Genomic DNA, 25,880 nt, shown 5'->3' on the forward strand with positions numbered 1-25,880 from the left:
AAGAGAGTGGCGACTGAACGTTGTCTTTGTCACCGTATACCTATTATCGACGCCACTTCAGAAAGCTTTAGGTATTTACTGGAAAAACCACACCATAAGATGACAATATTTTGTTGTTAGTTAACCTTCTGTTTATTAGTGATTTTAAGTCATTTTTTACAAAAAAAACGGCCCCGCAGGGCCGTAATTTACTGAGCGTTGACGATTAACGCAGCAGGGACAACATTGCCTGTGGCACCTGGTTGGCCTGGGCCAGAACAGATGTACCCGCCTGCTGCAGGATCTGCGCGCGGGACATGTTGGACACTTCCGTCGCGTAGTCAGAATCCTGAATACGGCTGCGGGCCGCGGACAGGTTGTTGGTGGTGTTGTTCAGGTTAGTAATGGTGGACTCAAAGCGGTTCTGAGAAGCACCCAGAGTACTACGCTGGTTATCAACAGATTTAATTGCCGCATCAATGTCTGCCAGAGCATCAGTAGCGGTAGGAGCCGTGGTGCCAGTGAAGCTGCCGTGCAGAACGTCAAAACCGATAGCATCAACGCTACGATCGTTGCCGTTAACCTGCGCCATACCTGAAGCCGCTACGGTGTTGGTATAGGCGCCGCTGGCGTCCGGGGCAGAAGTCGTTTTGTCGGCATTTGCCGCCGCCAGGTTCCAGCCTGCTGCACCATCAATGGCGATTGAAATTTTCTCACCATCTTTAGAGCCTACCTGGAAGTCATAGCTGGTGCTGTCAGAAGAGGTGTTGTTCAGCACTTTAATGCCGTTGAAATCGGTCTGGCGGGTCACACGGTCAATTTCAGACAGGCGCTGGTTAACTTCAGACTGGATGGAGTCGATGTCTGATGCTGAGTTAGAGCTGTTCTGCGCCTGAACGGTCAGGTCACGTACGCGCTGTAAGTTGTTGTTGATCTCGGACAGCGCGCCTTCAGCGGTCTGTGCCAGAGAGATACCGTCGTTGGCGTTACGTGCAGCAACGGTCAGGCCGTTGATGTTAGACGTAAAGCGGTTAGCAATCGCCTGGCCCGCTGCATCGTCTTTTGCGCTGTTGATACGCAGACCTGAAGAGAGACGCTCAATGGCGGTGCCCAGAGAAGACTGAGACTTGTTCAGGTTGTTCTGCGTAGTCAGTGATAATGTGTTTGAGTTGATAACGGCCATGATCGAATCCTTTTAGGTGAAGTTAGCATCAGGTTAGTGGCCAGAGCCATTCACCGTAACCCTGTTATCGCCTCCCCCATTAAAACCTTTAACGTTTCATTTAAAATTTACACACGAATGTAATGATTCAGATAAATCTCCCTAAACGAAGAAGTAAGCCTGCTTACTGCTTCTGTTTAGCAGATTGTTTTTTTTTAAAGCCCCTAATATTTATTGCGTCGCTGCCGATACCACCACCAGTGATTATCAAATGAACAAAGGATGACAACATGGCAAGCGTAAGCTCACTTGGTGCAGGAACCAGCCTCGATCTTAACTCCCTGTATGACAGTTTACAGACAGCGGAAGAGACTCGCCTGACACCTATTACCACTCAGCAATCATCCTACAAGGCTAAATTAACGGCTTGGGGCGTGGTTCAGACTGCGTTGGCAAAAGTTCAGACCGCAGCGGCTGCGCTGAAAAACACTTCAGCGATTGCCAGCACTCAGGTGACCAGCACCAATACCGCTTTCAGCGCCAAGCTTGCCACTACTGCGAGCGCGGGAAGCTATACCGTGGAAGTCTCTCAGCTGGCTAAAGCCCAGTCTTTGCTCTCTAAGTCGGCCACCAGCAGCACCGCCGATTTAGGTGATTCAAGCCAGAGTTCACGTACTATTACTATTTCTCAGGCAGGTCAGACTGACCCGATGGAAGTCACGCTTTCCAGCGACCAGACCAGCCTGTCAGATATCCGCGATGCCATTAATAAGAAACAGGGCAGCGTCACCGCCAGTATCATCAAAGCGGATGACAACTCTTATTATCTGTCACTGACTTCACGTGATACCGGCACCACCAATGCGATGACCGTCAGCACTACCGACAGCACCCTGGCTGGTTACATCAGCTATGACGGTGACGCCGCCAATACCACCACCAATGGTATGACGCAGAAAGTGGCAGCGGCCGATGCCAAGCTGAACATCAATGGCGTGGACATTACCCGTAGCAGCAACACCGTGACCGATGCGCCGGAAGGCGTGACGCTGAACCTGACCGCGACTAACGTCGGCAAGGCAGAAACACTGACGGTGGCTAAAGATAACTCGCCTATGACCACGGCGGTTCAGGCTTTTGTTGATGCCTATAACTCGCTGCAAACCACCATCGCTTCGCAGACTAAATATACTTCTGTTGATCAGGGTAGTGATACACAGAGCACCAGCAACGGCGATCTGCTGGGCGATGGCTCGCTGCGTAACATCCAGACGCGTCTGCGCTCGATGATCTCTACTTCGCAGACCGGCGGCGACTACTCCCTGCTGTCACAGATTGGTATTACCCAGGATCTCAACGGCAAGCTGACCGTCGACAGTACCAAACTGAATAAAGCCCTGGATGAAAAACCTTCCAGCGTGGTCGATTTCCTGTCCGGCGACGGCAAAACCACCGGTTTTGGCACGCAGACCAGTAATCTTCTGGATCAGATGCTGGCCAGCGATGGCACCGTACAGAATGCGGAAGACGGCATCAACTCTACCCTGAAGCAGTTGACCGAGCGGTCAGATGCCATTACGGCAAGCATTACAGCAACGATGGCACGTTATAAAACTCAGTTCACCAGCCTGAGTTCACTGGTGTCATCGCTGAACAATACAGCGGCCTATCTGACGCAGCAATTTGGTACGTCAAGTTAATCCAGAGAGGAATAAAATGTACGCTAAATCGGGAATCCAGGCCTACGCACAGGTCAGTGTTGAAAGTGCGGTATTGAGCGCCAGCCCGCATCAGTTAGTGGTGCTGCTCTTTGACGGTGCGCTGAGCGCGATTAAAAAAGCCAGCATCCTGACTGAACAGGGAGATATTCCCGGTAAAGGTCAGGCGATTACTAAAGCCATCAATATTATTGCCAATGGCCTGCGTACCGGCCTCGATCACGAGGCAGGCGGTGCTATTGCAGCAAATCTTGATGATTTATATGAATATATGACGCGTCGCCTGTTGCAGGCCAATCTACATAACGATCTGGCGGCCCTGGCAGAAGTGGAATCACTGATGGTGAATATCGCGGACGCCTGGAAAGAAATCGGCCCTAATGCCCAACCTGCGCAGGATACCTTCTGAATGAGTGGTAACGTTGAGACTTTGGTTAGCTACCAGCAGCTACTGAAAATGAGTCAGTCCATGCTCGCTCTGGCCTCTGAGGGCAAGTGGGACGATCTGATTGATTGTGAAATGCGTTATCTTCAGACCGTAGAACGGGTGACCACCAGTCTGCCAGCCTCATCGTTGCCAGTTGGCTTGCAAAGCCAGATTCGCGTGGCAATTAAAGAGATCCTCGAAAACGAAAATCAGGTCAAGACGTTACTCAATGGCCGTATGGGCGAGTTACGTAATCTGGTCGACAGCAGCTCTAACCAGCGCAACATCAGCAGCACTTACGGCAAGATGTCATCTAACATTCTGTTCCCCAATAAGATTTAGGATTCTGCCGCTTCGTTTTCTCTCCCTACGGGTCAGCCGGTAAAAATATTTACTGCTGACCCGCGCTTTTCTTCCTCCCTCCTCCATACTTCATTCTCCCCGCTGATAAAAATCCGGAGCATGGACATGCCTAATTCCACCCTGTTGCAATTCTTTCACTGGTACTATCCCGACGGCGGCAAATTGTGGCCTGAAGCGGCCGAACGTGCGGAGAAGTTAGCCGAAATGGGCATTACCGATGTCTGGCTGCCTCCCGCTTATAAAGGAGAATCCGGCGGCTATTCAGTGGGCTATGACAGCTACGACCTTTTCGACCTGGGCGAATTCGAACAAAAAGGCACGCGCGCGACCAAATATGGTGATAAAGAGCAGCTCAAAGCCGCAGTGGAAGCGCTGAGATCCCATAAATTGGGGGTGATTATGGATGTAGTGCTTAACCACAAAATGGGGGCTGATGAAAAGGAAAAGGTGCAGGTTAACCGGGTGAATCCGGACAACCGCGAAGAGATCGAACCTGAGGCTTTTGAAGCTGAAGCATGGACAAAATTTACCTTCCCTGCCCGCGCAGGAAAGCATTCAAAATTTGTCTGGGACTACAAATGCTTCAGTGGTGTCGACCACATCGAAAATCCCGATGAAAACGGCGTCTTTAAAATCGTCAACGATTACACCGGCGAGGGCTGGAACGATCAGGTAGACGATGAGCTGGGCAACTTCGATTATCTGATGGGCGCCAACATCGATTTCCGCAACCATGCCGTCACCGAGGAGCTGAAGTACTGGGCACGCTGGATGATGACCGAGCTTCCCTGTACCGGTTTCCGTCTGGATGCCGTGAAGCACATCCCCGCCTGGTTCTATAAAGAGTGGATAGAGCATATTCAGGAAGTGGCTGATGAGCCGCTGTTTATCGTGGCGGAATACTGGTCCCATGAGGTGGACAAGTTGCAGCAGTATATTCATCAGGTAGAGGGCAAAACCATGCTGTTTGATGCCCCGTTACAGATGAATTTTCACCTTGCCTCACGCGAAGGTGCTGAATATGACCTCACTCAAATCTTCAGCAATACCCTGGTCGAAAGTGACCACTGGCATGCGGTGACCATAGTGGCTAACCATGATACTCAACCGCTGCAATCGCTTGAAGCGCCGGTGGAATCCTGGTTCAAACCTCTGGCCTACGCTTTGATTCTGCTGCGTGAACAGGGCGTGCCTGCGGTGTTTTATCCCGATCTGTTTGGTGCAACCTATCAGGATGAAGGGGGCGACGGCGAGGAGCACAAGATAGAAATGCCGGCGATCCCGGAGCTGGAAGCCCTGATCCGCGCCCGACAGCTTTACGCCCACGGGGTGCAGACTGAATGGTTCGATCATCCTAACTGTGTGGCTTTTGCCCGCAGCGGCACTGAAGAGCAGCCAGGTTGCGTGGTGATCCTCTCCAACGGCGAGGCAGGTGAAAAATCGCTGCCGTTGGGTGAAGAGCTGGCTGGCAAAACATGGCGTGATTATCTGGGGCATCAGACGGAAAACGTTACCGCTGATGAGGAAGGCACTGCCGTGTTTCGTTGCAATGCGGGAAGCGTTAGCGTCTGGGTTCTGACTGAATAAGGGTGCAGCCCCGCCGAGCTGGCGGGGCTGACAATCTGGTCAATAGGGCAACTGACGGCCAGAAAGCACCGGCTTATTCAACATCAGATTATAAATGCGGGTTAACAGCACGCTGGATAGCCAGGTTACCGCAAGCAGCAACAGGAAAATCAATCCCGGAGAAGAGGGCGAGTAGATCCACTGCTGGAAGTAGTCATAACAAAAGAAGGCGTGCGTCAGCCAGATAAAGGCCGAGTGGCGCCCCACTTCACTCAGGCCAGCCCGTACAAAACCGGGTATGAAACGGTATGCCCCCACCAGCAGAAAAATCAGAACAGGCGTGACCAGACACAGCCCGATATTCATATACCCTCTCTCCATCAGCAGGATACAGGCCAGCGGTGCGGCAACCAGCGCCCCCAAAATGACCGGAATACGCAGCCGCGAAACCGTCAGCCAGTGAGCCCGCCGGTTTCGCGCAAATACCAGGCCACAAACAAAGGGAAACAGCCAGATGCCATACCAGAGGCTATGCTGCCAAACCCCAAAATTCACCTGCTGATCCAGCAAAGTGCAGCCTGTCATCAGTGCGGCCGATAAGAATATCAGGGTAAAGTTATTCAGTTTGTATAAAACCGGCAGGCTGAAGACAAAGGCGACATACAGGATCAGAAACCACCACTCCGTGTTATAGGTGGTGTTCAATCCGCTGAGGTTTTGCAGCAGCAATGAGACCGAGAGATCATAACGACCGTCCTGGTTAAACAACAGTGCGCCTGCGGGAATAAAAAGCACAAAAACCAGCCAGAACTGATAGTAAAAAGCCACGACTTTTTTCATCAGCCCATCAACATCTCTGGCCCTGCCCACCCCGAAGCCATAGCCCGACAGGAATAAAAACATCGGCAGGCAGATCTGTCCAAAGCCAGCCAGTAACTCCTCGATATGCGTCTGATAAGCGAAATGTGACAGCGTTACTGTGGGATCCATTCTTTCCGGATAAAAGAACAGTTGGTGATAAAGCATAAACAGGATCGCCACGCCCTTGATAAAAGTGCTGTGTTGCTTCTGGATTTGCATAGAGAATCTCCGCCCGAAAAGCAGACTATAATCCAGCAAAAATTGGGGCAGCAACGATTTATGGCGGGGAAGAGTCTATTTAGGATTAGATCCCAAGTGGTTGATCCAGCGGGAAATCAATCAGGAAAATCCTGGCCGGGAAACGCCCGGCGGTACCGGGCCTTTAATGCGGACTTACCAGGAATAATCACTGAGATTATGCCGGATACTCTGGTTATGACTGGCCTGGCAGGCCAGTGAGCGTTAAGTCACACTATTACCGACGCCGGTACTGAAAAACCCACCGGCCCCTTTTTAAGCCAGGGTCCGGACGGGCAGCATCCGGCATTCAGAGTGTTTACTGTGAAGAAGCGTTGTCGCCGGTGGCGTCAGTTCCGCTGATATCAGAAGAGGAAATGCTTCCCGTAGCGGAAGTGGCCGGACCCTTGTTCTCCGTAGCGGAAGAGCTTTGAGCGGCGTCAGCTTCAGCTTTGTTGAAGCCCGTAGCGGCAGAAGTAGCAGCAGCAGAGGCTCCCGACTTACTGGCGGCGGCTGCACGCTGTTTATCCAGCGCCTGCTGGCATTCAGCAGTAGGCTGTTGCACTTTTTGTAATACCAGCTTGTCGTAATGCAGCTGCATGCCTTCCAGTTCCAGCGGCATAACGCGGACCCGGTTATTAACGTTGACCCAGTCGCCGTCGAACAGAGTGACTTTACCCGGCTTGGCGATCACCCGCTGCCACTGACGGCAATCCAGCGTGTCACCTTCAGCGGTAACGATCAGGCTGGCCATCGCGTCCTTACTGACCAGACCTTTCTGCGGCCCCACAGATTGCCAGTTTCCCACCAGATTTGCCGGAGGCGGTGTTTTTACCGCGCTCTGGTAATTGGGTATATCCGCACAGCCAGCCAGAGTTACGGCAGCAAAGGTCATCATCATCCAGTTTTTCATTTTCAGTTCCTGATTCTGCAGTCAGGCGCTACGGTATAATTTCTCCTTAATTACCGCAAGCAGCAACCCCGTTCTTTCTTCTTCCTTGCCCGACCCGCAGCCGTGTAAACTGTCGCCTGAAACTGACTGCAGGATTTTTTATGAAAAGCATAGAAGAGTATTACACCCGGGCCCGTGAGCTGTTTCTTGAAGCACATCCGGAGATCAAGACGGGTATTGCCCAGCTTACTGAGCAGGATGCCTCTAACCTGGGCATGAGCCAGACGCAGTTGCAGACGATGCAGGCGGATCGTGCCTACGCCGCTTACACCCGTGAGAAAAAACTCGATGGGATGCTGTTCGCTATCCAGTTAGCTGAACCCGATAAAGCGGTGGCGGCTGAAGCTATTGAAACCTATCTGCGCGAGCATGCCACCGCTTTAGGGATGAGCTGGGAAGAATTTTGTATTAAAAACGAACTTTAATTTGCTATTTTCTGGCCCCTTTCCGGGCCAGTTATTCTGGAAACCCCTTTAATTCACTCACCGGTTTTTAATATAAGTCAGGCTAAGAATGCTCCCAAATAGAAATTGGCAGCATATTATCGTTCGAAAAACCTGTCGAGGTACGATATATATGCAAACCGGGGTCATTGGCCTGTCAGCAATAGTGCCCGCGTGAGGAAATAACTGGCCGTGATCGAACACCCTGTCAGGGTAATTTCCGTGATACATTGAGTACATTAAGAATATTCTTAAGCGATTGCTTTGCATTGCCTTGTCGCGTATGTTGTCCGCGCGCTTTTTCATACCCGATACGTGAAACCTGTTGTCATCTGTAGTGGGACATTACAGGGCGTAAACGTGCAGTCGCCGTATGCCTGTAAGAACCTAGAGCCAGAAAAAATGCACTTAAATAAATCTACTTTTGACCAGGTTGTATTATTATTTTTTCTCGCTTTCTGTTTAGCGACGCTGGGTTTGCATTGCCGCAGTTATCAGGCCCTTTCGCTGTTCTGGCCCTGTAATGCGCTGCTGCTGGGTCTGCTGATTCGTTTTCCCCGCCTTGATACGCTTGCCGGTTTGTCCGCGATCTATGCCGGCATGGTGACTGCCGATGTATTCTATGGCACGCCGTTCGCTGCTTCGCTGGGATTAGATGCGGCCAATCTCGCCTTTATTGCCACCGGCAGAGTCATGTTGTTGTCCCCCTATTTAACCCGTCCTTATCCCCGGCGGTTACAGGCTTTGCTGCGGGTGTTCCCCACCGCTATTGTTGCAGCGGCGGTTTGTGCCGTTGTGGGGTCTTTAGCCAGTCAGCACTATTTTCATGATGATCTGGTTCAGGGCTGGATCTCCTGGTTCTGTGAACAAGTCTCCACGGCGATCCTGCTGCTGCCGGTGGTTATCACCCTTCCCCGCCGGGATGAATGGCCCCAGATTTTCACTGACCTGCGTGCCAGTAACCTGATGCCGGTGATTTCACTGCTGGTGTCTGGCGTGGCGGGGATCTATGTCGGCGGCGGCGGCAGCCTGATCTACCCTCTGCCAGCGCTAATGTGGTGCGCTATCAGCTATCCCATATTCTTCACCTGCCTGCTGACATTACTGACGGGGATTACGGAGATTATTCTGGTGGCGGGCAATGTGCTTAATATCCAGGGCTCTGAAGATTTCTTTCGCATAGACAGTCTGGCTTCTGCCCGCCTGGGCGTGGCGGCCATGACCATCAGCCCGCTGATCGTCGCGCTGAGTACCACGGCCAATAAAAAACTGGTTGCCAGAATCACCAGGCGTGCAGACTACGATTTTCTCACCGGCGCGCTGACGCGCAGTGGCCTCTCCAGCCAGCTGGAAACGCTGGCGTTGCGCAGGAACAAACAGACGGGCTACTTCGGTGCCGCGTTTGTTATTGATATCGACAGATTTAAAAGCATCAATGATACCTGGGGACATGCAGCAGGCGATTACGTGCTGGCCAAAACCGTGGAGTGTATCCGGCAGTCACTGCAACAGACCGCGATCATCAGCAGGATGGGAGGCGAGGAGTTTCTGGTTTTGATTGAGGGAATTTCACAGCCACGGGCCTTTTTACTGGCTGAGAGGCTGCGTCAGAGCATTGAGCGTAACACCATTATTCTTAACGACCGGGATTTGAGCGTGACGGTAAGTATCGGGATCAGCACGCTGAATATTACCGATTCCACCAGCCTTGATGAATCGATCAAAAGCGCGGATGAGCAGCTCTATATCGCCAAAAGCAGCGGCAGAAATCGGGTCAGCCCGGAGTTTGTACTCTGAACCCGGCCTGCGAAGGCCAGAAACAAAACAACCCGCCGTGGCGGGTTGCAGTGGTGCAGATTCGATCGGGTCAGGCTTCGTTGTCGATGCGGTTAGCCTCGATGTCCATGTCCTGAATGGATTTGTCCAGCTCGTCCAGTAAATTCCCCTGCTTTGTCAGCAAGTCATTTATCTTTTCGGCAAACTCATCATGTTTGTACTCACCCTGATCAAATGCCAGCCAGTGGGCTGAAAGTGTTTCCACATTGGATTGTGCATAGTGGCGCATTTCTTTTAACTGAGAGGTGACATCACGGACATGTTCGGTCTGAGATTTGCGTTCTTCATTATCACTCATGCATTTATCCTTGTATGGTTAAAAAAGCACTCATCAATTCTGACCCTGACAACACGCAGAAGTTCATTAACACTTTGCTAACCATCCGAAGAAAACACCAAAAAAGGCCGCCATCACTGGCGGCCAGACGCGTTTTAACGGTTAAAAATAGGCGATTTTGCGGTCGGTACCGTTAATATTAACGGTAATGTAGCCTGCCGCCGTGGTGGTGGTCGGGGCGGTTGCCGTGGTGGTAGCCACGGTTAATACCCCTTTCTCATTCGCGCCAATCCCTGCCAGTCCGTTGTGGAAACTCATCCTTTTATTCGGTGAAGTGGTGCCAATTTTGGTGGTATCGGTCACCTCACTCAGGTCAGGCGTAAAGACGTTACAGGAGCCAGACTCGAAACGGGTTGGGCCGGTCGATTTCAGGTTGAACATCATGTCACCGCTGGCGGCTTTGAGTTTCACCCAGATCTCAGCGTAGGCCAGGCCAATCCTGTTGAGCTTCACGTCCAGCACGGCCGGTGACCCCTTGTGCTGAATATCGGCATAGATGGCGGTGGCGCAGCGTGAGATGTTCAGCCAGGTCATGCAGGATGAAACCGCGGTAACCGGGTTGCCTGCAGTACCGGTGAGCACTTCATTAGTGGCTTTACTTAACATCTCGACCACCCATTGCTGGTTATCCTTGAGCATGTTGAGTTTACCCAGCTTGTACCATTTATCCTCTGTTGAGGTGTTAGTCACCTTGAAGCCGCTGTACCAGCCCGTTTTGAATGACCCCGTTGAGGTTGAGCCGAAATGCTCATCACGACGCCAGCCATATTCATACCCTGACAGCCAGCGTGTTGTGCCAGCAGGCTCCATGTTGACGCTGCTGCCAGACTGAAGGCCCAGCTGACGTAGCTGAACGCGGCAATTACTCAGGTTGAAGGGGTTGGCGCAATCTTCAATATTCAGCGTATCGATCGTCCAGCCGCCATCGCTGAGATCGCCAGGGTAACGCGTATGTTCAATCCAGACGTTGCGCAGGATCCCCTGAGTCATTCTGGGCATATAAAGAGTGGCATCACCGTAACCGTACTGGAAGTTGGCGTTGGTCAACTCAATGGCCGTTGAGTGATCCCAGGCGCCAGCCGCCGTATCAGACCAGCCCACATCAAATACCCGACCATAGGTGGTGGAGGTATAGAACTGATCGAATTTAGAATCCAGCGTATCCAGCAGCTTGAATACCGTACCGCCAGTGTTCAGCGCCCGGAAGCGGTTGATCACCACCGACTCCCCGCCAACGATGGTATTTTCAAAGAAAGGCTGCTTGTTGCTACACATCGACGCGGTAATCGCGTCCTTATTGGTGGTGATATCCGCGCTGGCCTGACCGTTCCAGTAGATGCCCTTGATCGCCACACGGCGTGCCTGCACCTTGAAGACTGGCGAGGTCGATTTGTTGGAGATGATGGTGGTACGCGGTACCCCACCGTGCGGGTTATCATCGCCGTAGATATAAAAGAAGCCGGCATCTTCACCGGTGTAATCAATCGGGTTGATAAGGAATTTACCGGCTGGAAAGCGTACCCCCAAATCTTTGGCAGTAGAGTTAAACTTTTGCGCCCAGCTCATCATCAGTTTAAAAGCCCCACTGTCATCGGTTACGCCATCACCTTTGCCGCCGAAATGCAGGATGTTGAGTTCGTCCGGATCGTGAACAATACGTTTCCAGTAAAAACCACTGCCGATAACCACCGTGCCTGAATCTTCCACCAGGGTAGTGGTGCCGAGGAACCCGACAAAATCACCGCCGCCACGGAAAGTAGAATCCTTATCGTAATAACGGCGCAGTAATGCCAGCTCACCTGATTTAGACGGCGTGGTTGTTTTTAATTCAGCAAATGAGTTTACTTCGATCATAATAACCTCCGGGGCAATAGCGGATGCTGATTGCCTGAATTGTAATTTGATTAAGGGAATATAAGAGTGAATTACAGCTCCTGAATAAATCTCATCACCACCTCCTTATGAGCAGATGCATTACTTTTCCTTTTTCTCCGCGCACAATTTATTCCAGGTATCATTGTGTACGTTAACTTCTTTTATTGTCCTGATATCCATAACCTGCCAGTCTTTCCCGTAAGTCCGGATAGGTGAGAAAAATGTACAGGAGGAATCGGTACTTATTTGCGGACTATTGCTGGTTATAGGGGGAGTCGCGCAGCTTGTCACGAGCAGCGTCATCAGTGAGCACATTATTATTGTCCTGAACATTTTTAACCTCCTTAATATCCAGAGCCTGTTTATTGGCAACCACGGCCACACGTTGAGCTTCCTCTTTTGCTGAGGCCACATCTGAACGCGCCTTCTGCTGCACCTTGCCGATTTTTTTGCCGCCAAACCAGCTTGCCACCACGGCTGCAAGCACCACACCCACAGCGGCAAGAACATGCCAACCGTCGCTGAACAGCGAGAGGATTGTGCTCATGATTTATCCTCCGTTATGGCCTGCGCTTTGGTGGTTAAGGTTTTCTGGCGGATAAACTGCGCCATGACGGCCAGCGCCACCATAAAGGAAGCAATCAGACCGAGATAATGTTGCGGAATATAGGTCTTTACATCGCCAGGTAATGCGGTCCAGGCATTCATTGCGGAATCCGGAAACGACTGAACCCAGGCGCCAACTGCCGAACCGGCAGAGGCCAGCCAGACCGACCAGGTTTTAAACAGCAGCCTGAAATGGGAAACCAGTTCGATTTTGCCATGCCGTTTGACCCACCAGATGAGCAGGATCGCCGCGAGTACTAAGAGTAAAAACAGGATAAATTTCATATAACCCCCTGATAGACATCGTAGGTGCCACTGCGCATCACCTGCGCAAGGCGTTTTGCCCGCTGTGGCGTTTGCCGCGCCCACAAGCTGCTCAGCATGCCTTCTGCTGCCCCCTCAAAGTTGCCATTGGAGATCATGACCAGGGTATTTTTAAACGCGGAGAGACCATCCACACCCAGTTGGTAAGCCATGCTGTAAAGCACATCTGCCCGGGCCGGATTACATTGTTTTAATGCTGCAACCAAAGCAGGCCGGCTGTTCATTTGCTGAATTTTTTCATCCAGCACTCTTTGCATCCAGATATCACCCACACTTCTTGGAACGGTAAACTGGTAATTAGCCAGCGCGGCATCTTTGGGGCCAATAACAATGCCACAAGCCACGGTTGGATAACCTTCGGTGTCGATATAGGGTCGTTCTTTATACCCCTCTTCATAAGCCAGAATTTGAATAATCTTACTCATTTCCCACCCCCTTGAGTGAATGACGGCATGTGATGTTATCCATTAATAATAAAGAACCCTGGCAAACCAAGTATTTCAACAGCGCAAGGAAATCTGTCTGAATTGAATTCAGTGAGTTTCGCAATTTTCGATGATTTTAATTATCCGGGCATTGCCGGTTGATGATGATGCAGATGAAATTGCCTTTCTAACACACTAGGACGGTTATTGCGTACGCAACCACTTTTTTCTGAAAAAAATTAATTTTCACATTCCAGAGTAATATCCAGACCACACAAAACTCCCTCAACAAATCCCTCTGCTGTCTGAAGTTGTTTTCTTATTGTGCCGTCTGCACAGTGGCGTCTGCGGGCAACAGATCGAAGTGAAATCCGGTAATGGTAGTGGGCTACCAGCAGGGCATGTTCTTCAGGGTGATTAATTTTCAGACGGCTTATACAGCTGTCCAGGATCATGCCGTCATTATCGTTACAGCGAGGACGACGGGAGGGCGCTGACCTTACCAGACCACGGAACCCGGCGGCGATATGAGAATAGCTGACGCCGCTCTGTTCCGTTGCTGCCCAGCCGCCCCACATTTCCAGTAATAGTTTAATGTCACGCATCATAACTCCTTAATCAGGTTGGTGAAGCTTGAAACGGGAACACTTTTAGTTACCTCATGCGTGGCAGGCATCAACAGAATTCCTGAAGACGTCGAAACAAACGCGTTGGGTCACGACTAAGTCGGATACGTTGCCAGCGATTAGGCTGGGCGGCCAGGCTGTTAAAGAGCGGGAGATCATCGGGGTAATAGCACTGAAAAAATCCCTTTAGCTATCACCCACGCTTAATTAATAGCAATAGCTATCGATGGCGTCAATAGCAAAGCGTGTTTGACGAAAAATACGCTTAGCTATAAATTCTGGTATATGAAACCGAATACTCTCGCCTACCGATTGAACATGGCTATGACCATGATGGGAATTACCCAGGGTGCTTTAGCAAAAGCCTCCGGTGTATCGCAGCCTACGATTTGGCGTCTGACCAAAGGGGAAGCGGAAGGCTCCCGTAAACTGGTCGACATTGCCAGAGCGCTTGATGTCAATGTGCAATGGCTGGCCAGTGGCGAAGGAGAGATGCGCGGCGCCACGGCCATCAGTGCCATTGACAAAGTAAAGAGTGGTACTACTATTTCCGTTTGGGGGGCAGAAGGCAAAACGGGAGAGATCGTCTCTGCACCCAACGGCGTAAAGGCGAAGAAGAGCTGGCGTGCCTATATTCTTGACCGCAACAGCGGCTGTTCAGAAGCCACCGCAGGCAGTATTGTGATCGTTGATACTGATGTACCACCAGAATCTGGAGATCTGGTGATAGCCAGGGTAAATTCTCGCTTCTCGGTGTACCGCTATCTTGAAGGCCCCTCCAATGGTTTTTTAACCGTTGACGACCCCAGATTGCCCGCTGTGGAGCTCTCTGCTGAGTCAGAACTGATCGGGGTAGCTATCTTCCTGATCCGTGATTTAAGGCGGTAAGTACTGACATCCTGCACATGCAGGATGGTTTCCTTGTAATGCCCTCCGGACACTCTGTGCAAAACAGATATCATCAGTTTATCCTCACGAAATCCCGCCCTCTGCGACAGTTAACCTGTGCAGGGGCTTTGGCGTATTGATTCAACTGAATAGATTAGTAAAGCTTTCTATAAAATCGCCACAACAATGCGTAAAAAAAACGTTAAAAAAAGAATTAATCGATAATAAACAATGGATTATCTTAATATCCTTAGTTATTTTCATGATAGCCATTGATATTAATAATAACTATGGCTATCGTTTTTAATACGCAATACATCTCTGCGATTTATGGGTTTAGCGGAATCACACTTTTTTCAGTGGCAATGAAGTGAAAAACATCAGCTCAGGAGGTTTTTATGGTGACGATAATCTGTAAACCGGGCCGGGAACACGGCACCAGCCGGAGCCGTTATAAAGCTCGCAGGGCTGAGATTGTGGCGCAGCGCCGGCAGGATCAACAGTTGGCAAGAAAGATCGCCGCAGAGCTGACGGGCTGTAGTCAGAGAGTGTTTAAATCGGTGAGGGTTGAGTGATAAAGACGCGGGGAACAGCGTTAAACCCGATTGCAGTGCCGGGTACTGGCGGTAAACTCAGTATTCTTTCAGGCCACGGCAATCAAGTGAATTCGATCCGGGGAAAACTAGCTGGCGAACAACCTGTAACTGACCGTCATTCCGGCCTTACAAAAAATACAGTTAGCACCATGGGGGTTTTTAGGGGTGATGTTATGGGGAGAAAAGCGGAACTGACATCCATGACATGACGGGCATTTGAATTTAATAATTGGAATAGTAACCTTCGTAAGCAATTAAGTTGAGTTTTTACAGTAACACCTTCTGCAGGTGCCTGTCTGTTTTATGTTTGATTTAACAATAATAAATGGACAAAAGTCATAGCGTGTCGACTGCTGAACTGACCTCTCAGGACAGACCACACGCCAGGGCTGTCACTACACCTGCATATTCATAATTTCCTGATAGGCGCTGACCAGCTTGTTACGCACCTGAATCCCCATCTGCATCGACACCGACGATTTTTGCAGATCGACCATGACATCATTCAGATTGATACCAGGTTTTCCTAACTCAAAATCTTGTGCCTGGGCACGCGCCGCTGTTTGCGTGTCGCTGATTTTATCCAGTGCCGCTTTCATCGCACCCGCAAAATCCACGTGGTTCGAGGCATCAGACTGCCTGCCACCCGCCTGAATTGCCGAGCTTTGCAGCTGTTGGACAACGCTCTCAATACCCTGAATTGACATCATTTACTCCGGTTGACTGAACTGACTTATTTCGTTGTGGAAAAACTTAACACAATGTCAATAAGACAATGCCGCTAAATAAGAGCAAAAATCATGGCTTATCCAACCATCGAATTTCTGGTTTCAGAAAATAATGGCAGCCATTAGAAGTAAAAATTTTTTAGCCAGCGCATCAGGGAGTCAGTTTTGTCACGAAACTACACGAAACAGTCCGGTCAACTGTCAGGCAGGAAAGAGTCATGAATGCAACTGTCACGGGTCAACCCGAGAAGAAAGGTCTGAACGATCTTTTCGCTCGCCTACGCGCTAATCCACGCATCCCGATTATTGTCGCAGCAGCAGCGGCCATCGCTATCGTTATCGCTATGGTGTTATGGGCTAAACAGCCTGAATACCGTGTGCTTTATAACAACCTCAGCGATGAGGATGGCGGCTCGATCATTACTCAACTGACCCAGATGAACATCCCCTATCAGTTCGATGATAAAGGGGGAGCGTTAATGGTACCGGCAGAGAAAGTGCACGAACTGCGTCTGCGCCTGGCTCAGCAGGGTCTGCCGAAAGGCGGCGCGGTGGGCTTTGAGCTGCTGGATAAAGAGAAGTTCGGCATCAGCCAGTTCAGCGAGCAGGTTAACTACCAGCGCGCGCTGGAAGGCGAACTTGCCCGCACTATTGAAACGCTCGGTCCGGTTAAAAACGTTCGTGTGCACCTCGCGATGCCAAAACCTTCCCTGTTTGTCCGCGAGCAGAAATCACCGACCGCCTCCGTGACCTTAAATCTGCAGCCTGGCCGTGCGCTGGACCAGGGTCAGATCAGCGCTATCGTGCATATGGTTTCCAGCAGCGTCGCGGGCCTGCCACCGGGTAACGTCACCGTTGTTGACCAGGCTGGTCATCTGCTGACTCAGTCAGACAATGCGGGTCGTGACCTCAATGACGCCCAGCTCAAATACGCTACTGATGTGGAAAATCGTTATCAGCAGCGCATCGAAGCGATCCTGAATCCGATTCTCGGCAACGGCAATGTCCATGCTCAGGTAACCGCACAGATCGACTTTAATGCGCGTGAGCAGACTGACGAGAAATATCAGCCGAACAGCGACCCGACTAAACAAGCCATGCGCTCTCGCCAGACCAGCGACAGTGAGCAGCTTGGTGGCCAGTCTGCGGGTGGCGTCCCCGGTGCACTCTCTAATCAGCCTGCTCCGGCCAATACCGCGCCAGTCACTACCCCACCTGCCGGCCAGAATGGCCAGGCTAACGGGAATGCGGCGACCAACGCAGCGGCGAATCAGGCTTCTACTACTACTGCTAAAGCCGGTCCTTCCAATACCCGGAATGACAACACCACTAACTATGAAGTGGACCGTACCATCCTTCACACCAAAATGAATGTGGGTGAAGTACAGCGCCTCTCCGTGGCGGTGGTAGTGAATTACAAATCAGATGCAGCCGGTAAGCCGATTGCCCTGACCGAAGCGCAACTGAAGCAGATTGAGAACCTGACCCGTGAAGCTATGGGTTACTCAGACAAACGTGGCGACAGCCTTAACGTGGTCAACTCTCAGTTTACTGAAAACCTGGATATCAGCAGCGATCTGCCATTCTGGAAGCAGCCTTCCTTCTTCGACCAGATGATGGAACTGGGACGCTGGTTACTGGTGCTGATTGTGGCCTTCATCCTCTACCGCAAACTGGTGCGTCCACAGCTGTTGCGTAAAGCCGAGCAGGAGAAAGCCACTGCCGAAGCCGCAGCCGTGATTAAGAAGGCGCGCGAAGAAGCTGGAGATGAAGCAGTCTCCGTCAGCCTCTCAAGAGACGAGCTTGATCAGGAACGTAAATCTCAGCACCGCATGAGTGCCGAGGTGATTAGTCAACGAATTCGCGAAATGTCCGAAAACGATCCGCGCGTGGTAGCGCTGGTTATTCGCCAGTGGATGAAGGAAGAGCTATGAGTCTTACCGGTACCGAAAAAAGCGCCATCCTGATGATGACAATTGGCGAAGACCGCGCTGCCGAGGTGTTCAAACACCTCGACGCCCGCGAAGTGCAGCACCTGAGTTCCGCCATTTCCAATATGCGTCAGGTGTCCCATAAGCAGCTGACTGAAGTGCTGCGCGAGTTTGAAGCCGATGCCGAGCAGTTTGCTGCGCTGAGCGTGAACTCGAACGACTACCTGCGCACCGTGCTGGTGAAAGCGCTGGGCGAAGAGCGTGCCTCTACCCTGCTGGAAGATATCCTTGAAACCAAGGACACCACCACAGGTATGGAAACACTGAACTTTATGGAACCGCAGGCTGCGGCCGATCTGATCCGCGACGAACACCCGCAGATTATCGCCACTATCCTGGTCCACCTGAAGCGTTCGCAGGCAGCCGATATTGTTGCGCACTTTGATGAGCGTCTGCGCCACGATGTGATGCTGCGTATCGCCACCTTCGGCGGCGTTCAGCCTGCCGCGCTGGCAGAACTGACGGAAGTGCTGAACGGTCTGCTCGACGGTCAGAACCTCAAGCGTGCGAAGATGGGCGGCGTAAGAACCGCAGCAGAAATCATCAACCTGATGAAAACGCAGCAGGAAGAAGCCGTTATCGAAGCGGTTCGCGAGTTCGACGGCGAGCTGGCGCAGAAGATTATCGACGAGATGTTCCTGTTCGAAAACCTGGTGGAAGTGGACGACCGCAGTATTCAGCGCCTGTTGCAGGAAGTGGAATCCGAGTCTCTGCTGGTCGCACTGAAAGGCTCCGAACAGCCTCTGCGCGAGAAGTTCCTGAAAAACATGTCTTCCCGTGCGGCGGATATCCTGCGCGACGACCTCACCAACCGTGGCCCGATGCGTATGTCTGCAGTGGAAAGCGAACAGAAAGCGATCCTGCTTATCGTCCGTCGCCTGGCAGAAAGCGGCGAGATGGTGATCGGCGGTGGCGAGGAGCAGTATGTCTGATAAATCCTCTCTGCCCTGGCAGCGCTGGCGGCCTGACGACCTGACGCAGCTGAATAAACCGCTGGTTGAAGAGTTCGTTGAACCTTTATCCAGCCTGGACGAAGAGCCTTTTGACCAGCAGCAGTTTGAGCTGGAGCAGATGCAGACCCAGGTGCGCAACGAAGCGCAGGGGCTGGGCTACGCCGAGGGCCATCAGAAAGGATTCAATGAGGGGCAGAAAGCGGGCTACGACACCGGTTTTCAGCAGGGTCTGGCGGAAGCACAGCAGCAGCAGGCGCCTTTGCAGGCGCGGATGCAGCAGCTGGTTTCAGAATTCCACCACACTCTGGAAGCGCTGGACAGCGTGATCGCCGCCCGTCTGATGCAGCTGGCACTGGAAGCGGCACGTCAGGTTATCGGTCAGGCACCGCATGTGGATGGCACCGCCCTGCTTCGTCAGATTCAGGGCATGATCCAGCAGGAACCGATGTTCAGCGGCAAGCCGACGCTGCGCGTTCACCCTGACGATCTGCAACGTGTCGAGCAGACGCTGGGCGCCACGCTGAGCCTGCATGGCTGGCGTCTGATGGCCGACAGCACCATTCATCCCGGCGGCTGCAAAGTCAGCGCTGAAGATGGCGATCTCGATGCCAGCATCGCGACCCGCTGGCACGAACTCTGCCGCCTGGCAGCCCCTGGAGAGCTTTGATGACCACACGCCTTTCACGCTGGCTGGGTGCCCTGGACTCATTCGAACAACGGATGACCCAGCTGCCGGAAGCCCGTCGTTATGGACGCCTGACCCGCGCTACCGGTCTGGTGCTGGAGGCCACAGGCCTGCAGCTTCCGCTGGGAGCAACCTGCGTCATTGAACGTTCAGACGGCAACAACATTTCTGAAGTGGAAAGTGAAGTTGTCGGCTTCAACGGTCAGCGCCTGTTCCTGATGCCGCTGGAAGAAGTGGAAGGCATTTTGCCTGGCGCTCGCGTTTATGCGCGCGTCACTGGTGACAAACACAGCGGAAAGCAACTGATGCTTGGCCCGGAATTGCTGGGCCGCGTGCTGGATGGCAGTGGCCGTCCGCTGGATGGTCTGCCTTCACCGGAAACCGGCTATCGCGCACCGTTGATTACGCCTCCGTTTAACCCTTTACAGCGCACCCCGATCACCGAAGTGCTGGATACCGGCGTCCGCGCCATTAATGCCCTGCTGACCGTAGGGCGTGGGCAGCGTATGGGCCTGTTTGCCGGTTCAGGCGTGGGTAAAAGTGTGCTGCTGGGCATGATGGCCCGTTACACCAAAGCCGATGTGATCGTGGTCGGGCTGATTGGCGAACGTGGCCGCGAAGTTAAAGACTTTATCGAAAACATTCTCGGCACCGAAGGCCGCGCCCGTGCAGTAGTGATTGCCGCACCGGCAGACGTTTCTCCCCTGCTGCGTATGCAGGGAGCCTCTTACGCCACGCGCATTGCGGAAGATTTCCGCGACCGGGGCCAGCATGTATTGCTGATTATGGATTCCCTGACCCGTTATGCGATGGCGCAGCGTGAAATTGCGCTGGCGATTGGCGAGCCCCCGGCAACCAAAGGCTATCCGCCTTCCGTATTTGCCAAACTTCCGGCACTGGTTGAGCGTGCCGGTAACGGTATTGATGGCGGCGGCTCCATCACCGCTTTCTATACCGTACTGACCGAGGGTGACGATCAGCAGGACCCGATTGCTGACTCCGCCCGTGCCATCCTGGATGGCCACATTGTGTTATCACGTCGGCTGGCGGAATCCGGGCACTATCCGGCTATTGATGTTGAAGCCTCGATCAGCCGCGTGATGGCGCATCTGATCGACGAAACGCACTATGGCCGCGTTCGCCAGTTCAAACAGTTGCTGTCGAGCTATCAGCGCAACCGCGATCTGGTCAGCGTGGGCGCTTATGCAGCAGGCACCGATCCGACGCTGGATAAAGCGATCAAACTTTACCCTGAGCTGGAGACTTTCCTGCAGCAGGGGATGTTTGAACGCAGCACCTTTGATGATGCCTGCCTGCATTTACAGGCAATTTTTGGCTAGCAGGCTGACGCCTGACTGGGGGGACTATGGCTAAACAAGCATCACCCATTGATACCCTGTGCGACCTGGCACAGAAAGATCTGGAAAAAGCCGCCATTCAGTTGGGCGACGTGCGTCGGGCGCAGAAACAGGCCGACGAGCAGCTGACCATGCTGCTCGATTATCAGGATGATTACCGCACTTCACTGAATACCAACATGTCCGAGGGCATTACCAGCACCCGCTGGTACAACTACCACCAGTTTATTGAAACGCTCGAAAAAGCGATCGACCAGCATCGCCAGCAGCTGCTGCACTGGAATAGCCGCGTAGAGAAGGCGTTGAGTTACTGGCGCGATAAACAGCAGCGGCTTCATGCCTATGAAACCCTGCAGCAGCGCGCTTTAGCAAATGAGTTATTAATTGAAAACCGTCTCGATCAGAAACGGATGGATGAATTTGCCCAACGGGCATCATTGAGGAAGGTCGAATGATCACATTGCCAATTGTGACCTCAGGGACAAAAGTGACCGCCGCTGCAGGCTCTGCCGACGCGGGCACTGAAAACACGCTTGGTTTAGCCCAGGCTGCCGATGGCGCAGCCGGTGAAGATCCCAAAGGTTTTATTACGCTGCTGGGCAACAAGCTGTTGACCCTGGCCCAGCAGAATGCGGGTGGCAAGGCCGTAACCGGCAAAGCCGCCGCTGTAGCGGCAGAAACTGCCCAGACAGAAGCTGAGCAGTCTCCAAAAGCGAAGCTGAATGCTTTGCTGGCTGCGCTGGACAAACCAGAACACCTGACGGCTATGCTCCAGCCAGCAAAAAGCACCGATGAGTTGAAAACCACGGAGGGCGACAAAGCTGAAGACCTGCCGCTGGCGCTGAATACCGGTGACATGCAGGCACTGCAGGCGCTTTACGCCATGTTGCCCCCCACCGGCGTTCAGCAACCGGCGCTGAACGCGTCTAAAGCAGATGAAGCTCTGCTTAAGAGTGAAGACGTTATTAAGTCGGGCAAAAACAGCACGCTGGCTTCACTGCTGACCACTGACACCGGCAAGGAAGAACAGAGCGCTAAAGCCACGGAGGGAAATAATGGCAAACTCAGCAGCCCGGCTACGCTTTCCACTGCCGCCCAGCAATCGAAAAACCCGGCCGACGCCAGCCTGACCGCCACTTTCCAGCAGGCGTTAAGCCATGCCGGTAAAGAGGGTGATAAAGAAAATTCAAGTTCTGTGGCACCGGCGACGATAACTAATACCGTTGTCAGCGCGGCCTCTGCTGCCCTCACCCCGGCGACCACCTCGATGGTGACGGCACCACCACCGGCGCAGCTCAGTTCACAGCTGGGCAGCCATGAGTGGCAACAGGCGTTGGGTCAGCAGATCCTGATGTTCAGCAAAAACGGCCAGCAAACGGCTGAACTGCATCTGCATCCGCAGGATTTGGGCAGCATTCAAATCAGCCTGAAGCTGGATGCCGATCAGGCGTCACTGAGTATGGTCTCGAATCACAGCCAGGTCCGCGCAGCACTGGAAGCCGCCCTGCCACAGCTGCGTACCGCACTGGCTGAGAACGGCATCAGCCTGGGGCAGAGCAACGTCAGCAGCGATGCATTCCAGCAGGGTCAGGGATCGAATGGCCAGCAGGGACAGCAGCGTAATGACCGTGGCAATACATTCAGTCTTGCATCAGAAAACAATAGCGATGCAGTCCCACTCGCCGTTCCTGCCGCGCTGCAGGCGCGTGCAGCTGGCTCCAGCGCTGTTGATATTTTCGCCTGACGGTAACAAACGCATAAGCTAGAGGCAAAACCCGCGTCTTTTCTGCCTATTGTTTGGCGCAAGACGCGGGATAATCTGCCCCATAACACCGTGGGATAGCGGATTAGCTGTTACCGCACCTCGAAAATAATCACAGGAAGTTATAGCTCATATGACTGATAAGAAACCCAAAAGCGGCAAACGTAAGCTCCTGATCCCCCTGATAGCGGTGATCTTACTGGTGGCTTGCAGCGCTGGAGGATATACGGCCTGGCGGATGATGAAGTCCCCTGCTGACGCAACCAAGGCTGCCAAGCCTGAGCCTCCTGCCGCGCCAGTCTTTTTTGCCCTGGACACTTTCACGGTAAACCTGATCAATCCGGATAACGATCCCGATCGCGTGCTGTACGTAGGCTTTACGCTGCGTCTGAAAGATGAAGAGACGCGTCTGCGCATGACAGATTATCTGCCGGAAGTCCGCAGCCGTCTGCTGCTGCTGCTCTCCCGTCAGAATGCGGCTTCCCTGGCTAATGAGCAGGGTAAACAGGAGCTGGTGAAACAAATTCAGGCTGTGCTGGCTCCGCCGCTGGTACAGGGTCAACCTCAGCAGGTCGTGAGCGATGTTCTGTTCACCGCCTTTATCCTGAGGTAGAGAAAATTATGGGCGACAGCATCCTCTCACAGGCGGAAATCGATGCGCTGCTTAATGGCGACAGCGACAGCGCGGTTGAAGAAAATACCAGCCAGAAGGGCGAAAGCGACATTCGTCCCTATGATCCCAATACCCAGCGCCGCATGGTTCGTGAGCGTCTGCAGGCACTGGAGATCATTAACGAACGTTTTGCGCGCTCTTATCGCATGGCACTGTTCAACCTGCTGCGTCGCAGCCCGGACATCACGGTAGGGGCGATTAAAATTCAGCCCTACCATGAGTTTGCCCGTAACCTGCCCGTGCCTACTAACCTTAACCTGATTCACCTGAAACCGCTGCGCGGCACCGCGCTGGTCGTGTTCTCTCCGAGTCTGGTATTTATCGCCGTAGATAACTTATTTGGCGGTGACGGTCGTTTTCCGACCAAGGTTGAAGGCCGTGAGTTCACCGCGACCGAGCAGCGGGTTATTCGCCGTATGTTAGCGCTGGCGCTGGAAGGCTACAGCGAAGCATGGAAGCCAATTTACCCGCTGGATGTGGAGTATGTTCGCTCTGAAATGCAGGTCAAATTTACCAACATCACCACCTCACCGAACGATATCGTGATCACCACGCCGTTCCAGGTTGAGATTGGTAACCTGATTGGCGAGTTTAATATCTGTATCCCGTTCAGCATGATTGAGCCACTGCGCGAAACCCTGGTTAATCCACCGCTGGAGAACTCCAGTGCGGAAGATCAGAACTGGCGCGATACGCTGGTGAAGCAGGTTCAGCACTCTGAACTGGAGTTGATTGCCAACTTTGGTGAAGTGTCGATGCGCATTTCGCGCCTGCTGGCCCTGAAACCTGGCGACGTATTACCGATTGAAAAACCGGATCGCATTATCGCTCATGTCGATGGCGTGCCGGTATTAACCAGCCAGTACGGCACCCTTAACGGGCAGTACGCGCTGCGAGTGGAACATCTGATTAACCCGATTTTGAATTCGATGAACGAGGAACAGCCCAATGACTGACACTAAAAAGCCGTCCGAAGACGACATCTCCGCGGACGACCTGTGGGCTGACGCGATGAACGAACAGGCCAGCACCCCCTCCGCATCCGAAGGGGTGTTTAAATCACTGGAGAGCAATGACATTGCCGGGTCGCTGCAGGATATCGACCTGATTATGGATATTCCGGTCAAGCTGACCGTTGAACTGGGCCGCACCAAGATGACCATTAAAGAGCTGCTGCGTCTGACGCAGGGTTCCGTGGTGGCACTGGAAGGTCTGGCTGGCGAGCCGCTGGATATTCTGATCAACGGTTATCTGATTGCTCAGGGTGAAGTGGTGGTTGTGGCCGACAAATACGGCGTGCGCATCACCGATATCATCACCCCTTCCGAACGTATGCGTCGTCTGAGCCGCTAAATGAAAACAGGCACAGTCCAGGAACAGCCACAGCCGGTGGGTCAGCCGGCTGTCTCCACGGGATCGATGCTGACGCAGGTCAGCAGCGTGTTAGCCGTGATTATTCTGCTTATTCTGGCCTGCGCCTGGCTGGCTAAACGATTAGGCTTTACGCCGAAACGCGGCGTGCGGGGCCAGAGCCTGACGGTGAGTTCCAGCGTTCAGGTCGGCCAGCGCGAACGCGTAGTGATTGTTGATGTGGAAGACGTCCGCCTGGTGCTGGGTGTTACCGGTCAGCAGATCACCCATTTGCATACCCTGCCGGCAAAACCGCAGCAGGAGACTCCGGAACCTCCGGCTGCGACGGCAGACTTCCGTCAGGTGTTACAGACTCTACTCAAACGCCCCGGTAAGCCATAATGAAACGTTTTCTTCCCCTGCTGGCGCTGTTCTTATTGATAGCGCCCGATGTGCATGCCCAGCTTCCAGGCCTGATGAGCCATCCGACCGCCAATGGCGGCCAGAGTTGGTCGCTGCCGGTTCAGACGCTGGTGTTTATCACCTCGCTGACTTTCCTGCCCGCCATCCTGCTGATGATGACCAGCTTCACCCGCATCATTATCGTGTTTGGCCTGCTGCGAAACGCACTGGGTACACCGTCTGCTCCGCCAAACCAGGTTTTACTGGGCCTGGCGCTGTTTCTGACGTTCTTCATTATGGGACCGGTGTTCGACAAAATTTATCAGGATGCTTACCTGCCGTTCAGCGAAGACAAAATCAGCATGCAGGATGCGCTGGATAAAGGAGCACAGCCTTTACGTGAATTTATGCTGCGCCAGACGCGTGAAGCCGATCTGGCACTCTTTGCCCGGCTCTCCAACTCCCCGCCGCTGCAGGGACCGGAAGCGGTACCAATGCGTATTTTGCTGCCCGCCTATGTTACCAGCGAGCTGAAAACCGCCTTCCAGATTGGTTTTACCGTCTTCATTCCGTTTTTGATTATTGACCTGGTGGTGGCCAGCGTACTGATGGCGCTGGGGATGATGATGGTGCCCCCTGCCACTATCTCCCTGCCCTTTAAGCTGATGCTTTTTGTGCTGGTGGATGGCTGGTCGCTGTTAGTCAGCTCGCTGGCCCAGAGTTTCTATTCTTAACGCTGCGGGCGACACTTCGCCCC

General features: G+C 52.8%; 28 protein-coding genes and 1 pseudogene. 19 read left to right on the plus strand and 10 right to left on the minus strand.

Annotation, left to right across the window (positions count from 1 at the left end; all coding sequences use genetic code 11):
• Positions 1–205: 205 nt before the first annotated feature.
• Positions 206–1,162, minus strand: a complete 957-nt coding sequence (locus VRC33_RS13420) for a flagellin (RefSeq protein WP_338556625.1) — start codon at positions 1,160–1,162, stop codon at positions 206–208.
• Between the two features lie 269 nt (positions 1,163–1,431).
• Here VRC33_RS13420 and fliD point away from each other — a divergent pair, with 269 nt between their 5' ends.
• The 4 genes from fliD to amyA all read left to right on the plus strand — a co-directional run bounded on the left by fliD (position 1,432) and on the right by amyA (position 5,236).
• Entirely contained in the window at positions 1,432–2,841 is a 1,410-nt protein-coding gene (gene fliD / locus VRC33_RS13425; RefSeq protein WP_338556627.1) for a flagellar filament capping protein FliD, read from the plus strand.
• A gap of 16 nt (positions 2,842–2,857) precedes the next feature.
• Positions 2,858–3,268 (plus strand): flagellar export chaperone FliS, encoded by a 411-nt coding sequence (gene fliS, locus VRC33_RS13430; RefSeq protein WP_338556629.1) that lies wholly within the window; start codon positions 2,858–2,860, stop codon positions 3,266–3,268.
• Positions 3,269–3,628 carry a flagella biosynthesis regulatory protein FliT gene (gene fliT / locus VRC33_RS13435; RefSeq protein ID WP_338556631.1) on the plus strand — a complete coding sequence of 120 codons (360 nt, stop codon included), beginning with the start codon at positions 3,269–3,271 and terminating at the stop codon, positions 3,626–3,628.
• 120 nt (positions 3,629–3,748) lie between these two features.
• A complete protein-coding gene (gene amyA, locus VRC33_RS13440) occupies positions 3,749–5,236 on the plus strand; it encodes an alpha-amylase (protein ID WP_338556633.1) in 1,488 nt (495 codons plus the stop codon).
• Positions 5,237–5,275: 39 nt separating this feature from the next.
• Here amyA and VRC33_RS13445 read toward each other — a convergent pair whose 3' ends face one another.
• Positions 5,276–6,295 (minus strand): acyltransferase, encoded by a 1,020-nt coding sequence (locus VRC33_RS13445; protein WP_338556634.1) that lies wholly within the window; start codon positions 6,293–6,295, stop codon positions 5,276–5,278.
• Positions 6,296–6,836: 541 nt separating this feature from the next.
• Positions 6,837–7,226, minus strand: a pseudogene (yedD, locus tag VRC33_RS13450) (lipoprotein YedD); the annotation flags it as partial.
• Positions 7,227–7,366: 140 nt separating this feature from the next.
• On the opposite strand from yedD, the gene VRC33_RS13455 reads away from it, so the two are divergent.
• Entirely contained in the window at positions 7,367–7,690 is a 324-nt protein-coding gene (locus tag VRC33_RS13455; RefSeq protein ID WP_338556636.1) for a DUF6388 family protein, read from the plus strand.
• 420 nt (positions 7,691–8,110) lie between these two features.
• On the plus strand, positions 8,111–9,505 hold the full coding sequence (locus tag VRC33_RS13460; RefSeq protein WP_338556637.1) for a diguanylate cyclase: 1,395 nt from the start codon (positions 8,111–8,113) through the stop codon (positions 9,503–9,505).
• A 70-nt stretch (positions 9,506–9,575) separates the two neighbouring features.
• Here VRC33_RS13460 and VRC33_RS13465 read toward each other — a convergent pair whose 3' ends face one another.
• The 6 genes from VRC33_RS13465 to VRC33_RS13490 form a co-directional block, all read right to left on the minus strand.
• A complete protein-coding gene (locus VRC33_RS13465) occupies positions 9,576–9,842 on the minus strand; it encodes a hypothetical protein (RefSeq protein WP_338556638.1) in 267 nt (88 codons plus the stop codon).
• A gap of 141 nt (positions 9,843–9,983) precedes the next feature.
• Positions 9,984–11,735 (minus strand): amylovoran biosynthesis protein AmsF, encoded by a 1,752-nt coding sequence (locus tag VRC33_RS13470; RefSeq protein WP_338556640.1) that lies wholly within the window; start codon positions 11,733–11,735, stop codon positions 9,984–9,986.
• A 274-nt stretch (positions 11,736–12,009) separates the two neighbouring features.
• Complete coding sequence (locus VRC33_RS13475) at positions 12,010–12,303, minus strand: hypothetical protein (protein WP_338556642.1); 294 nt, start codon at positions 12,301–12,303, stop codon at positions 12,010–12,012.
• Positions 12,300–12,647 (minus strand): hypothetical protein, encoded by a 348-nt coding sequence (locus VRC33_RS13480; RefSeq protein ID WP_338556644.1) that lies wholly within the window; start codon positions 12,645–12,647, stop codon positions 12,300–12,302. The genes VRC33_RS13475 and VRC33_RS13480 overlap by 4 nt, the downstream gene beginning before the upstream one ends.
• Positions 12,644–13,111 (minus strand): lysozyme, encoded by a 468-nt coding sequence (locus tag VRC33_RS13485; RefSeq protein ID WP_338556646.1) that lies wholly within the window; start codon positions 13,109–13,111, stop codon positions 12,644–12,646. The genes VRC33_RS13480 and VRC33_RS13485 overlap by 4 nt, the downstream gene beginning before the upstream one ends.
• Positions 13,112–13,350: 239 nt before the next feature.
• The gene (locus tag VRC33_RS13490) at positions 13,351–13,716 is read right to left on the minus strand and encodes an antiterminator Q family protein (RefSeq protein ID WP_338564299.1); all 366 of its coding nucleotides are present in this window, start codon (positions 13,714–13,716) and stop codon (positions 13,351–13,353) included.
• A gap of 351 nt (positions 13,717–14,067) precedes the next feature.
• Between VRC33_RS13490 and VRC33_RS13495 the strand changes: the two genes are divergently transcribed.
• Positions 14,068–14,625, plus strand: a complete 558-nt coding sequence (locus tag VRC33_RS13495; RefSeq protein ID WP_338556648.1) for a LexA family transcriptional regulator — start codon at positions 14,068–14,070, stop codon at positions 14,623–14,625.
• Between the two features lie 398 nt (positions 14,626–15,023).
• Positions 15,024–15,200 carry a hypothetical protein gene (locus tag VRC33_RS13500; protein ID WP_338556649.1) on the plus strand — a complete coding sequence of 59 codons (177 nt, stop codon included), beginning with the start codon at positions 15,024–15,026 and terminating at the stop codon, positions 15,198–15,200.
• A 416-nt stretch (positions 15,201–15,616) separates the two neighbouring features.
• Here the strand turns inward: VRC33_RS13500 and fliE are convergent, their stop codons facing one another.
• Positions 15,617–15,928 (minus strand): flagellar hook-basal body complex protein FliE, encoded by a 312-nt coding sequence (gene fliE, locus VRC33_RS13505; protein WP_338564300.1) that lies wholly within the window; start codon positions 15,926–15,928, stop codon positions 15,617–15,619.
• Positions 15,929–16,167: 239 nt separating this feature from the next.
• Between fliE and fliF the strand changes: the two genes are divergently transcribed.
• From fliF to fliP, 11 genes are all read left to right on the plus strand, one after another.
• A complete protein-coding gene (fliF, locus tag VRC33_RS13510) occupies positions 16,168–17,883 on the plus strand; it encodes a flagellar basal-body MS-ring/collar protein FliF (RefSeq protein ID WP_338556651.1) in 1,716 nt (571 codons plus the stop codon).
• A complete protein-coding gene (gene fliG / locus VRC33_RS13515) occupies positions 17,880–18,872 on the plus strand; it encodes a flagellar motor switch protein FliG (RefSeq protein WP_338556653.1) in 993 nt (330 codons plus the stop codon). Before fliF ends, fliG begins: the two co-directional genes overlap by 4 nt.
• On the plus strand, positions 18,865–19,560 hold the full coding sequence (fliH, locus tag VRC33_RS13520; RefSeq protein WP_338556655.1) for a flagellar assembly protein FliH: 696 nt from the start codon (positions 18,865–18,867) through the stop codon (positions 19,558–19,560). The genes fliG and fliH overlap by 8 nt, the downstream gene beginning before the upstream one ends.
• Entirely contained in the window at positions 19,560–20,918 is a 1,359-nt protein-coding gene (gene fliI / locus VRC33_RS13525; protein WP_338556656.1) for a flagellar protein export ATPase FliI, read from the plus strand. Before fliH ends, fliI begins: the two co-directional genes overlap by 1 nt.
• 26 nt (positions 20,919–20,944) lie before the next feature.
• Positions 20,945–21,391 carry a flagellar export protein FliJ gene (fliJ, locus tag VRC33_RS13530; protein WP_338556658.1) on the plus strand — a complete coding sequence of 149 codons (447 nt, stop codon included), beginning with the start codon at positions 20,945–20,947 and terminating at the stop codon, positions 21,389–21,391.
• Positions 21,388–22,680 (plus strand): flagellar hook-length control protein FliK, encoded by a 1,293-nt coding sequence (locus VRC33_RS13535; RefSeq protein ID WP_338556660.1) that lies wholly within the window; start codon positions 21,388–21,390, stop codon positions 22,678–22,680. Before fliJ ends, VRC33_RS13535 begins: the two co-directional genes overlap by 4 nt.
• A gap of 151 nt (positions 22,681–22,831) precedes the next feature.
• Positions 22,832–23,311 (plus strand): flagellar basal body-associated protein FliL, encoded by a 480-nt coding sequence (gene fliL / locus VRC33_RS13540; protein ID WP_338556661.1) that lies wholly within the window; start codon positions 22,832–22,834, stop codon positions 23,309–23,311.
• 8 nt (positions 23,312–23,319) lie between these two features.
• Positions 23,320–24,327, plus strand: coding sequence for a flagellar motor switch protein FliM (gene fliM / locus VRC33_RS13545; protein WP_338556663.1), 1,008 nt, complete (start codon positions 23,320–23,322; stop codon positions 24,325–24,327).
• Positions 24,320–24,724, plus strand: coding sequence for a flagellar motor switch protein FliN (gene fliN, locus VRC33_RS13550; protein ID WP_338556665.1), 405 nt, complete (start codon positions 24,320–24,322; stop codon positions 24,722–24,724). Before fliM ends, fliN begins: the two co-directional genes overlap by 8 nt.
• Positions 24,725–25,123, plus strand: coding sequence for a flagellar biosynthetic protein FliO (gene fliO, locus VRC33_RS13555; RefSeq protein WP_338556667.1), 399 nt, complete (start codon positions 24,725–24,727; stop codon positions 25,121–25,123).
• Positions 25,123–25,857 (plus strand): flagellar type III secretion system pore protein FliP, encoded by a 735-nt coding sequence (gene fliP / locus VRC33_RS13560; protein ID WP_338556669.1) that lies wholly within the window; start codon positions 25,123–25,125, stop codon positions 25,855–25,857. The genes fliO and fliP overlap by 1 nt, the downstream gene beginning before the upstream one ends.
• Positions 25,858–25,880: the final 23 nt, after the last annotated feature.

Source organism: Erwinia sp. E_sp_B01_1 (assembly GCF_036865545.1).
In the GTDB taxonomy this organism is placed as follows: Bacteria; Pseudomonadota; Gammaproteobacteria; order Enterobacterales; family Enterobacteriaceae; genus Erwinia.